A 1,631-nucleotide genomic window follows, 5' to 3' on the forward strand; every position below is an offset into this window, starting at 1 on the left:
GAGGAACTGCGCGACGAAACGGCTGGCGGGGGCGCTGAAGCACTGTTCCGGCGGGCCGAGCTGCTCCAGCCGGCCGGTGCGCATGATGCCCACGCGGTCGCCGATGGACAGGGCCTCGTCCTGGTCGTGGGTGACCCAAAGCGCCCCCACGCCGGCCTCCTTGAGTGCCGCCCGGATCTCCCAGCGCAGCTCCGCCTTCAGCGCCGCGTCGAGGTTGGAGAGGGGCTCGTCGAGGAGGATCAGCGACGGCTCGTGGGCGAGCGAGCGCGCCAGCGCGACGCGCTGCTTCTGCCCGCCCGAGAGGGTGTCCGGATAGGCGTCGGCGAGTGTCTCGATGCCGAGCACCCGCATCCAGTGCGTCACCCGGGCGCGGTCGCGCACGCGAAAGCCGATGTTCTCGGCCACGGACAGGTGGGGGAACAGCGCGAAGTCCTGGAACACCAGGCCGGTGCGGCGCTTCTCCGGGGGCACGAAGCGGTCGCGGTCGACGTGCACCCCGTCGATCTCCAGCGTCCCGGCACTTGGGCGCTCGAGCCCCGCGACCACGCGCAGCGTGGTGGTCTTGCCGCAGCCCGTGGGGCCGACCAGGGTGAGGATCTCGCCGTCATCGAGCTCGAAGCTCACGTCGTCGAGGACGGTGGTCCGCCCGTAGCGGACACACAGATTGCGAACCGCCAGCATCAGCGTTGCCTGTCTCTTGCCGGTGCGTTGTCGATGCGTTGCTCGCCCGCCGTCATGACCAGCAGCGCCAGCCCGGAGACCAGGACCAGCAGCAGCCCGGGCACCGCGGCGCGACCGAAGTAGCCGGCCTCGTAGACCCGCCACAGCTCCGTGGCGAGGGATTCGAACCCGGTGGGTCGCAGCAGGAGGGTGGCGGGGAGCTCACGCATGACCTCCAGGAACACCAGCGCCGCACCGGCGATGATTCCCCGCAGCGTCAGCGGCAGGGTGACGCGCCGGAACGCCTCCGCCGGCGTGGCGCCGAGGCTGCGCGCCGCGCCCACCAGGTTGCGGTCCAGGCGTTCGTTGGTCGAGCGCACGGCGCCGACCGCGAGCGGCAGGAATCGTAGCATATACGCGAGGATCAGCAGGGCCAGGGTCTGGTAGAGGAAGGGCACGCGCAGGCCGACGTAGACCAGCGCCGTGCCCATGACGATTCCGGGGATGCCGAAGCCCAGGTACGTGACCCGTTCGAGGCCGCGGCCGACGCGGCCGGCGGAGGCGGCGTAGGCGACCGGGAGGGCGATGATGACCGTCCCGGCGGCGGCCAGCGCGGCCGTGTAGGCGGAATTCAGGGCGATCGCCGGGTCGAAGCCGGCAGTGCCCTCGCGTGCGAGCCACGCCCCGAAGACCGCCAGCGGCAGACCGATGGCGGCGGCGAGCACCAGCGCGGCGGGTACCAGGACCGCCGTCGTGGGTAGCGCCCGCAGACGCAGGCTGAGCGCTCGACCCGGGCGCTCGCGCTCGCTGCCCACGCGGGATTCGAGGAACAGCACCACCGCGACCAGGGTCAGCAGCTGCAGTGACAGCAGGGCCGCGCGGGAGAGGCCGAAGGCGTTGTACTCGATGAAGATGACCCGGGTGAAGGTGTCGACCTGCATGATCGCCGGCGTGGCGAAGTCCGAGAGGGT

At 71.6% G+C, this 1,631-nt stretch carries 2 protein-coding genes; both read right to left on the bottom strand.

The features are described 5' to 3' along the window. Window positions 1-681, bottom strand: a 681-nt coding sequence (locus G7A99_RS19270; RefSeq protein WP_163143261.1) for an ABC transporter ATP-binding protein, incomplete at its 3' end; no start/stop codon positions are given. Then, window positions 681-1,631: iron ABC transporter permease (locus G7A99_RS19275; RefSeq protein WP_163143263.1), on the bottom strand; the 951-nt coding region annotated here is incomplete at its 5' end. The genes G7A99_RS19270 and G7A99_RS19275, both read right to left, overlap by 1 nt.

The sequence above is a fragment of the Arhodomonas sp. KWT genome (assembly GCF_010993615.1).